The following is an 8,187-nucleotide window of genomic DNA, read 5'->3' on the forward strand; positions in this document are numbered from 1 at the left end:
GTCACAATTAATGATCTATGCAGTAGCTCGGTGAAACCGTGAATATTAAATAATCATAATGCGTTAGGATGATTTTCGTACATTTGATGTGGCGATTTATATTATTCACACCACATGATGTCAAGCAGAAATCTTATTAAGAATCGAACATCTATATTACAATTTATTAACTAAGCTGTTTTTTAACTGACATACACAAATGCAGTTCAAACCACTCACTGAACTTTTGTACTCATACCTTGTCACTCTTTAGTTGTTGCGATTACTTTTCCCATAGTTAAGCATTGACTAACCCGTCAAATCTGTGTACAGATTACTGAAATCATAGAGGATTGGCCCAGCTGGACCAATTCATCGGCTAATTAAATACATCCCATTATCTTATTCACACCAAGCAATCATTTACTGTATCTTCGCCTTGATATGCCTTCTACTATGACCACAAGACCTGCCGTAGAAATCCTCATATATCTCATAACCTTTTTATGCATCGGCTTGGCAGTAAACTCCGAGGCAGCAGATGTTCTCGTGGTCGGGGATTCCCAACTCAAACCTGTTGTGGAGATCATCTCAGGGATCAGAAAGACGTTGGATGCATCCGTAAAGACATATTCTCCGCTGGCTGCCAAAGGGAATCTCAGGGGACTGGTTGATGCGGAGGGGGCAAAAGTCGTTGTGGCACTCGGCAGGGAGGCGATGGCAGAGGCAATGGCGCTCCCCACGAGCATTCCGGTCATCTATGATCTGGTTGTCACCCCTCCCCAAGGGAGCAGAGCGAACACGGCAGGTTTTTATATGGCGACGCCGGTCAGGGAATACGGCGATCTGATCAGAAAACACCTTCAATCCATCCGGAAGGTGGCAGTCATCGGCAACAACGAGCAGTTGCTTCTCCTGGCAAAGGACGAACCCCAGCTGGCAATACCCTACAGTGCGAGAACCCCTTTTGAATTCGTAACAATAGTAAAACAACTCGACTCCGCTGGCGCCATACTGTTGCTGCCCGACGCCTCACTTTTGACGGCTGCAGCCATGGAAGAGGCATACCTTCTTTCTTTCAGAAAAAACATCCCACTCCTGGGAATCTCGGAACGGCACGTCAAAGAGGGGGCACTCCTTGCACTGGTAGTCGATCCGGTCACTGTGGGGAAACAGATCGCGGAATCCGCTTCCAGGGCGATCAAGCATGGTAGTCTGGGCCAGCCCCCGCCTTCGCCACCCAGAAAATTTGACCTTTATCTGAATACAGGTACGGCACGGAAGATGGGGATTAGCCTCCCCGACGACTTCATCAGGATGGCCAAAAAGGTATATCCATGAAAATGACGTTCAGAATGAAGGCGCTGGTTTTCATGACACCGCTCCTCGTTGTCATTTCCCTGGTATATACCTATGAATCGATCAAAACCGAAAAGAACATCATCCGCAAGGAGATCATCAAGAGAGCGGAAACCATTACAACACTGGCAACCAAGACCGGCGAGCTGCCGATTCTTTCAGGGAATGCCGAGCTGTTGAAGGGGACCGTTTCTTTTTTGAGAGCCAACTCCGAAGCATCATCCGTCACCTTCTACGACCGATCGTTACGGATACTCATTCACGACGGCCCCACTATTTTCGGTAACCTTCCGCAATTATCCGCACATCAGCCCATATCCATGATCGAAGAAACGAATACGTTCGTGTTTTTCGCCCCGATATTCACCGTGAGAACCAAAGAGGATTTTCAGTTATTTGATTCAGCCGTCAATGTCCCTCAGGTTAAGGAACATATCGGCTGGATCAGAATCGGATTTTCCAAATCCCCCATGAGAGTGTACGAGAAGCAGATCGTCACACGAGGGCTCCTGCTTGCATGCCTGTTCACCACTGCCAGCGGCATTCTCGCATTCTTTCTCATCAGCATGGCCACCAGACCGCTGGCAAGAATCGTCACCGTTGCCAACGGCATTGCCCACGGGGATTTGAGCCAGGAAATACATATCGAACACCACGATGAGATTGGTGCCCTGGCCGAGGCCTTCCGGGCCATGAAAAATGCCATCCTCCAGGTACTGCAGGAAACAAACGGACTAATCATCGCGGTTCAAACCGGCAAACTCCATGTCCGGGGCAATGCGGATGCCTTTGAGGGGGGATGGCGGGAATTAATTAAAGGCGTCAACGATCTGACCGATTCATTTGCCAAGGCAAATGAGGAACTTCAGGAATCAAAGGAGGCGGCTGAAGCGGCAAATCAAGCCAAAAGCGAATTTCTTGCCAACATGAGCCACGAATTGCGCACCCCTCTCAACGCGATTCTCGGTTATGCGCAACTTCTCAAACGCGGAGAGAACCTGAACGAGACGCAACATCAGCAGTTGGACATACTCAGGTCCAGCGGGGAGCATCTCCTCTTGCTGATCAACGACATCCTGGATATGGGGAAGATTGAGGCACAAAAGATGGTCATAGAGGATGTGCCATTCGATCTCTCTGCCCTACTCCGTCAAGTTTACGATATCACCAGGATAAAGGCAGAAGAAAAGAGTTTGGATTTTCAGTACGAAACGCCCACCACCCTCCCTGCGAACGTTCGGGGTGATGAACGCAAACTCAAACAAATTTTGCTGAATTTCCTCAGTAATGCGATAAAGTATACCCGCCAGGGAACTGTCACCATGCACGCGAGCTATGATCAGAGTGATGCGGGACTCTTTCGTTGCGAGATAACGGACACCGGCATCGGGATATCTCCGGAAAAACTGGAATCAATTTTTGAACCATTCACCCAGCTTGTGGTCAGCAGACAGGTTCGGGAAGGAACCGGCTTGGGGTTGTCCATCACGAAACACCTGGTCAGCCTCATGCAGGGTAAGGTGGGAGTAGAGAGCACTCCGGGGTCGGGAAGCACATTTTGGGTGGAATTGCTGTTGCCGGCAGCTTCTAAAACCGATAGCACTGAGGAAGGGTCTAAACTGATCACGGTGGGATATCGTGGTGAACGAAAAAGTATTTTGATTGTAGATGATAATATAACCAACAGCTCCATGCTGGTTTCGTTTCTTAAGCCGTTGGGATTCGCGGTCACGACCGCGAAAAACGGCAACGAAGCGTTACAGAATTTGGCAACATACCGACCGGACCTGGTGCTCCTCGACCTGGTAATGCCCGAGATGGATGGACTGGCCGTGGCAAGAGAAATCAGGCAGCAACCGGTATTGGATACAACCAGGATTATCGGTGTCTCGGCAACAGTTATGGACAGTGCGCACAATGACGCATTTATCGATGCCTGCGATGATTTCGTATCAAAGCCGATCCGCTTGGAGTTGCTCCTGAAAAACATTCAGTCACAACTGGGGATCGAGTGGGAAACGGCACTGCCGGGGATGGTAGCAGCCACCACATTGAAAGAACATTCTGAAGCTACGGTGGTACCGCCCCATGACAAAATTCAGGAACTTTATGAACTGGCCATGCTGGGGGACATGAGAAAGATTCAGGCATGGGCCTCAACCCTGGTAGAATCTGACGACAGTTACATTCCCTTTTCAACTACGTTGCGTGAGCTTGCCGGCGGATTCAAGGCAAAAGCCATCATGGCGTTGGTAAAACAACACAGGGGAGCACCATGAACTCCATTGCCCGTATTTCGATCGAACCGGATGTGAGGCGTCCCACCATCCTGATAATCGATGATGATCCCAACAATCTGGCAATCCTGGCCGGGTGTCTGGAGAATGGTGATTTCACCATCTTGGTGGCCGAGGATGGTGAAAGTGGTCTGGAAAGGGCGGATTATGCCCGTCCGGACCTGATCCTTCTCGACGTCATGATGCCGGGAATTGATGGTTTTGAAACGTGCCGCAGACTAAAGGCCGCTGCCGGCACCAAGGATATTCCGGTAATATTCATGACAGCCCTTTCGGAAACAGAATATAAGGTAAAGGGATTTGAGTCCGGGGCTGTAGACTATGTTACCAAGCCGTATCAACGCGATGAGGTTCTGGCCAGAGTCGGGGTTCACCTGCAAATTCGTGAACTTACGAGTGACCTGCGACAAGCGAATGAGCTGTTGGAAAAACGAGTGGAAAAACGGACAGCTGAACTTGCCCGGGCAAACAGGGAATTGCGGGACGAAAACCTTCTGCGCAGACGCGCCGAGGAAGAGATCCGTAAACTGAATGAAGAGCTGGAGCAGCGGGTCGCCATGAGAACGGCGGAACTTGAGCTGTCGAATAGTCAGCAGGAATCGTTCAGTTACTCGGTTTCGCACGATCTCCGTGCACCGCTGCGAGCGATAGATGGTTTCAGCCGCATTATCCTGGACGAATTCATAACCGACTTGCCGATAGAAGCCAAAGCGTACATGGAAAGAATTTGCAGCAACGTGCAGCGCATGTCCATCCTGATCGACGATCTTCTCACCTTCTCGAGGCTTGGTCGCCAGCCCCTTGCAAAAAGGACCGTGGAATCCACGACGCTGATCCATGAACTCCTTATGGAGGAACTGCACGATGAGCAGGAAGGGCGGCCTGTCGAAGTGATCGTAAGCGATCTGCCCCCCTGCGAGGCCGATCCGCAACTTATCAGACAGGTGTTCCTTAACCTCTTGTCCAACGCCTTGAAGTATACGCGAAACTGTGACGTGGCCCGCATCGAAGTCGGTACGGAACATAGGGATGGCAAACAGATCTATTATGTCAAAGACAATGGTGCCGGCTTTGATATGCGCTACATGGACAAACTTTTCGGCGTTTTCCAAAGGTTACACGACAAGCACGAGTTTGAAGGTACCGGCGTCGGCCTGGCCATTGTTCAGAGCATTATCAACCGCCATGGCGGGGAAATCTGGGCAGAAGCAGAGGTGGGCAAGGGCGCGACCTTTTACTTTACTATTTGAGCCGCTGTTACTTCCTCATCAAAACGTCGTCAGCGTTAAACCTTGGCTGCTCCCGCTTGTCTCCCATCGAAAAAAGGCCGTCTCTATTAAGAGAAACGGCCTTTTACCCCAATTAGCCCATCCGGATTTTCAAAAACAGTATTTTCCCGACTCCTGCGAAGCCTGAGACAGCAACTGCTTGGCCTCAAGCAATCCTTCCACCGGACTGGTAGAGAGATTTGAAACCGTCTTCTGCATGCCGGTCAGTGCTTCCCCTGTCAGGGCGTAGGCACAGCAACGGGATGCGGCGGACTGGCACTGGGTCGCCAGTTCAAAGGTGACCACCTTGACCATGGCCTTGAGCAGATCCTGCTTCGCTCCGCTGGCAGCGGCAAACGTCTTGTCTGCCCTGAGCACGACACTTTCCAGGGCAAATATGGTGATGACCATGTCTGCAATTGCCAGCATAACCTCCTGATGGTCCTTGGCCGGCACCGCAGCACCAAGTACGGTCAAAAACAGCTGTTTAAGACTGGCGATTGTTGCGGCTGCCTGAGCAAATTCACCGGTATATGCTGTTTCAGGTTTCGCTCCCTCCTGGACCTTTTTCACCAGCTCCCAGAGTACGCTGCCGCCATTGTCGGCCTTACGGAAGAGCATGGTGGGGATAAGAATGCGGTTGATCTCGTTGGTCCCCTCAAATATCCGTTGGATACGCGAATCCCGGTAGTAACGCTCCACTGCGTATTCGGCGATGTAGCCATACCCGCCATGGATCTGCACCGCTTCGTCAACAACCAGATCAAGCTGCTCGGTGCAGAAGACCTTGGCAATGGCACACTCAGCGGCATACTCCTCAATCGCCTTCTGGTAGCGCTCGTAATAGTCGGCACCGGAATGATCCAGCTTAGCGAGCCGATTATCCAGCAGCCCTGCAACCCGATAGATCACCGTTTCTGAGGCAAAAATGGCAGCCATCATGTCCGCCAACTTCTCCTTGATGGCCCCGAACTCGCCGATCGGTTTGCCGAACTGCTTCCGCTCCGTGGCATAGGAAGCAGCCTCGGCAAAGGCGGCCTTGGCCATGCCCAACGTCTGAGTAGCCACCTTGAGGCGTCCCACGTTGAGCACGTTGAAGGCGATCTTGTGCCCCTTGCCCGGTTCGCCAAGGAGGTTCTCCACCGGTACCTTGACATTGTCCAGCAGAAGCTGGGTGGTTGAGGATCCCTTGAGCCCCATCTTCTTTTCTTCAGCACCAACGTTAAACCCTTCAAACCCCTTTTCAACCAGGAACGCGGAGAAGTACTTGCCGTCGATCTTGGCAAAGATGGTGAACAGGTCGGCAAATGCCGAGTTCGTGATGAACTGTTTGGTCCCGTTGAGGATGTAGTGCGTGCCGTCGTCGTTCAGGACAGCAGTGCTCCGGGAACTCAAGGGATCACTGCCACAGTCCGGTTCGGTCAGGGCATAGGCACCAATCCACTCACCTGACGAGAGTTTCCCCAGGTAACGTTCCTTCTGGTCAGGAGTCCCGTAATAGACCATCGGCAGTATTCCTATACCGGTATGGCCACTGAATGCCATGCAAAAAGAAGCCGCCGGAGCAACCTTCTCGATCATGAGCATATTGGTCGTTTTTTCCAGTTCCAGCCCACCATACTCCTCTGGAACCTCGGCGAGAAATAGACCAAGGTCCGCGCACTGCCGCATCTTTTCGACGACAAAGTCGAAATCCTTGTCTTCGATCCGATCAATATTCGGGAAAACCTCTTTCTTCATGAATTCTTCGGTGGTTTCCGCAATCTGCTTTTGCTCAGCAGTAAATTCTTCGGGTGAAAATATTTCCATACCGGCACTGTCGGCCAATAAAAATTCACCACCATTCAGAAGGCTGCTATTCATGAAAATCTCCTTGTCGCCAGTTGAACAAGCCTATAAACCAGATCGTCACCGCAAAGACGCAACGTTCGCCAAGTGAAACAATAGAAACTTTACGTGCTCCCCTTGCGCCTTTGCGGTTCGTTTGCTGATCTTTTACTTCTCTTCAGAATAGTCGTAGAAACCTTTGCCTGCTTTGCGTCCCACGTAACCGGCCTTGATCATGTTCCGCAAGAGGCCGGGAGCGGCGAAGCGCTCCTGCTTCATGTAGTCGTGGAAGATGTTGATGACGTGGTAGCCGATGTCCACGCCGGCAAAGTCCTGGAACTCCAGCGGCCCCATCGGCATGTTGCACCCCAGTTTCATGGCGGTGTCGATGTCCTCGGCCGAGGCCACCCCTTCCTCCAGGAGCCGCACGGCGTCGATGATGTAGGGGACGAACAGCCGGTTGACCACGAAGCCGGGGGTGTCCTTGCAGGTGATGGCGGTCTTGCCGATCTTCTTCGCCATGGCCAGGGCCAGGTCCTTGGTCTCCACCGCGGTCTGCAGGGCCGGGATGACCTCGACCAGTTTCATCATCGGCACCGGGTTGAAGAAGTGCATCCCGACGAATTTGGCAGGGCGTTTCACCAGGGCCGCCATTTCGGTGATGGCAATGGAGGAGGTGTTGGTGGCGTAGATGGTGTCGTCGCCGCAGACCGCATCCAGCTTGGCGAACAGTTCCTTCTTGACGCCCAAGTCCTCGAATACCGCCTCGAAGATGAACGGGACGTCCTTCAGGGTGCTGACGTCGGTGGAAAAGCTGATCCGTCCCAGGACAGCTTTCATCTCGTCTTCGGTGATGGTCCCCTTCTTGACGATCCGCTCCAGGCTCTTGGTGATGGTCTTCTCGGCCCGTCCCCAGACCGCGTCACTGACGTCGACCACCTTGACCTGAAGGCCGGCCATGGCCGCCACCTGGGCAATGCCCGCCCCCATGCTGCCGGCCCCTGCCATCCCTACAACCTTGATATCTTCGAGTTTCATAGTGTGCTCTCCTTTATAGTTGTCGTAAGTTCCGTACATTCAGTAACTGTGGGGCATGGGAGCCCGGTGGAGCGAAGCGGAAGCGATTCCCGCGGCCGATTGGCTGCAAGCCACATCAGCTGTCCGAGGTTAGCCCCAGGGGTCGAATCTCCTCGGAAGCCAAATCGCTGGAGTGGAGCGCAAGCGGGTTCCCATGCCCCACGGCCCCACCACTTCGCCTTACCTACTCAAAAAGTTCGGTTTCCGCTTCTCGCCAAAGGCGGTGAGCCCCTCTTTGGCGTCATGGGTCTGCAGGTTCTCCAGCCCATACCTGCGCTCCACCGCCAACGCCTGCTCCATGGGGAGATCGATCCCTTCGTTGACCGCCACCTTGATGTAGCCAAGGGCCTTGCCGGCCCCGGAGGCGAGCTTGTGGGCGA

General features: G+C 52.6%; 5 protein-coding genes and 1 pseudogene. 3 read left to right on the forward strand and 3 right to left on the reverse strand.

What is annotated here, in order from left to right; translation table 11 throughout:
* The first annotated feature begins 528 nt into the window (after positions 1 to 528).
* Genes JN12_RS18865 through JN12_RS18875 form a run of 3 tightly spaced genes read left to right on the forward strand, consistent with a single transcriptional unit; the run spans position 529 to position 4,885 of the window.
* The gene (locus tag JN12_RS18865) at positions 529 to 1,320 is read left to right on the forward strand and encodes an ABC transporter substrate-binding protein (RefSeq protein ID WP_170242076.1); all 792 of its coding nucleotides are present in this window, start codon (positions 529 to 531) and stop codon (positions 1,318 to 1,320) included.
* Positions 1,317 to 3,617 (forward strand): HAMP domain-containing hybrid sensor histidine kinase/response regulator, encoded by a 2,301-nt coding sequence (locus tag JN12_RS18870; protein ID WP_145025684.1) that lies wholly within the window; start codon positions 1,317 to 1,319, stop codon positions 3,615 to 3,617. Before JN12_RS18865 ends, JN12_RS18870 begins: the two co-directional genes overlap by 4 nt.
* On the forward strand, positions 3,614 to 4,885 hold the full coding sequence (locus tag JN12_RS18875; RefSeq protein WP_145025686.1) for a response regulator: 1,272 nt from the start codon (positions 3,614 to 3,616) through the stop codon (positions 4,883 to 4,885). The genes JN12_RS18870 and JN12_RS18875 overlap by 4 nt, the downstream gene beginning before the upstream one ends.
* A 129-nt stretch (positions 4,886 to 5,014) precedes the next feature.
* On the opposite strand, the gene JN12_RS18880 is transcribed toward JN12_RS18875, so the two are convergent.
* From JN12_RS18880 to JN12_RS18890, 3 genes and pseudogenes are all read right to left on the reverse strand, one after another.
* Complete coding sequence (locus JN12_RS18880) at positions 5,015 to 6,766, reverse strand: acyl-CoA dehydrogenase family protein (RefSeq protein ID WP_145025689.1); 1,752 nt, start codon at positions 6,764 to 6,766, stop codon at positions 5,015 to 5,017.
* A 132-nt stretch (positions 6,767 to 6,898) separates the two neighbouring features.
* Complete coding sequence (locus tag JN12_RS18885; RefSeq protein ID WP_145025691.1) at positions 6,899 to 7,768, reverse strand: 3-hydroxyacyl-CoA dehydrogenase family protein; 870 nt, start codon at positions 7,766 to 7,768, stop codon at positions 6,899 to 6,901.
* A gap of 219 nt (positions 7,769 to 7,987) precedes the next feature.
* Positions 7,988 to 8,187 (reverse strand): annotated as a pseudogene (locus JN12_RS18890) (enoyl-CoA hydratase/isomerase family protein); the annotation flags it as partial.

The sequence above is a fragment of the Geobacter argillaceus genome (assembly GCF_007830735.1).
In the GTDB taxonomy this organism is placed as follows: domain Bacteria; phylum Desulfobacterota; class Desulfuromonadia; order Geobacterales; family DSM-12255; genus Geomobilibacter; species Geomobilibacter argillaceus.

Excerpts from the sequence above, each read along its gene's own strand:
- JN12_RS18875 (WP_145025686.1), top strand. The coding sequence starts at position 3,614 with ATGAACTCCATTGCCCGTATTTCGATCGAACCGGATGTGAGGCGTCCC.
- JN12_RS18870 (WP_145025684.1), top strand. The coding sequence starts at position 1,317 with ATGAAAATGACGTTCAGAATGAAGGCGCTGGTTTTCATGACACCGCTC.
- JN12_RS18880 (WP_145025689.1), bottom strand. The coding sequence starts at position 6,766 with ATGAATAGCAGCCTTCTGAATGGTGGTGAATTTTTATTGGCCGACAGT.
- JN12_RS18885 (WP_145025691.1), bottom strand. The coding sequence starts at position 7,768 with ATGAAACTCGAAGATATCAAGGTTGTAGGGATGGCAGGGGCCGGCAGC.